Below are 579 nucleotides of genomic sequence, written 5' to 3' on the forward strand. Positions count from 1 at the left end.
CGACTAATCCCTTCATTTAAGCGAAGAAGAATTGTTATATTTAGCGATAACACAAAATGATATAAGGTTTCCTCATCCTTTATTTAGGTAAAATAACAATCGCATCCCCAATCGGACGTTCACCGGCCGCATCGGATGTACGATTCACCAATTTGGAGCCTACTGTCATAGCCGTAGAACCTCCGCCATCCAAGTTTACTGCATCAACCGCACCGAGAGCTTTCATGAGACGGGCACTCTCTTTAAAATTTGCACCCACACTATAGAATGGCTGACGTCCATCAACCGTAACCAAGAGAATTTTCCCTTCTTCAGTGACCCCTGCAAGAGTTCGGGGATTTCTACGCTCTCCAAATTTATAGTAGAATTCTGGATTTTCGCTCCAATTGAACCCTTCTTTTAACGCATTAATCTTCTCTTTACCGTCATGCAGCAATTGCGGCCCACCATTGACAATACTAATTTTCGGTGCCGCCTTAAGTGGTTGTTTATCAGCAAGAATCCTGGTATTCACTTTCAGTTTTGCACCTAGCTTCGCATGGGCCAAAAGCCAATTAGCGGCATCGCCTGTACCTGCTA

1 protein-coding gene is annotated in these 579 nt (G+C 44.0%); it reads right to left on the reverse strand.

Features of this window, described 5'->3' with window-relative positions; all coding sequences use genetic code 11:
* Window positions 1–79: 79 nt before the first annotated feature.
* On the reverse strand, window positions 80–579 hold a 500-nt coding region (locus AC1DUW_RS31990; RefSeq protein WP_477644601.1), incomplete at its 5' end, for a phosphodiester glycosidase family protein.

The sequence above is a fragment of the Peribacillus sp. P4_C12 genome (genome assembly GCF_056402095.1).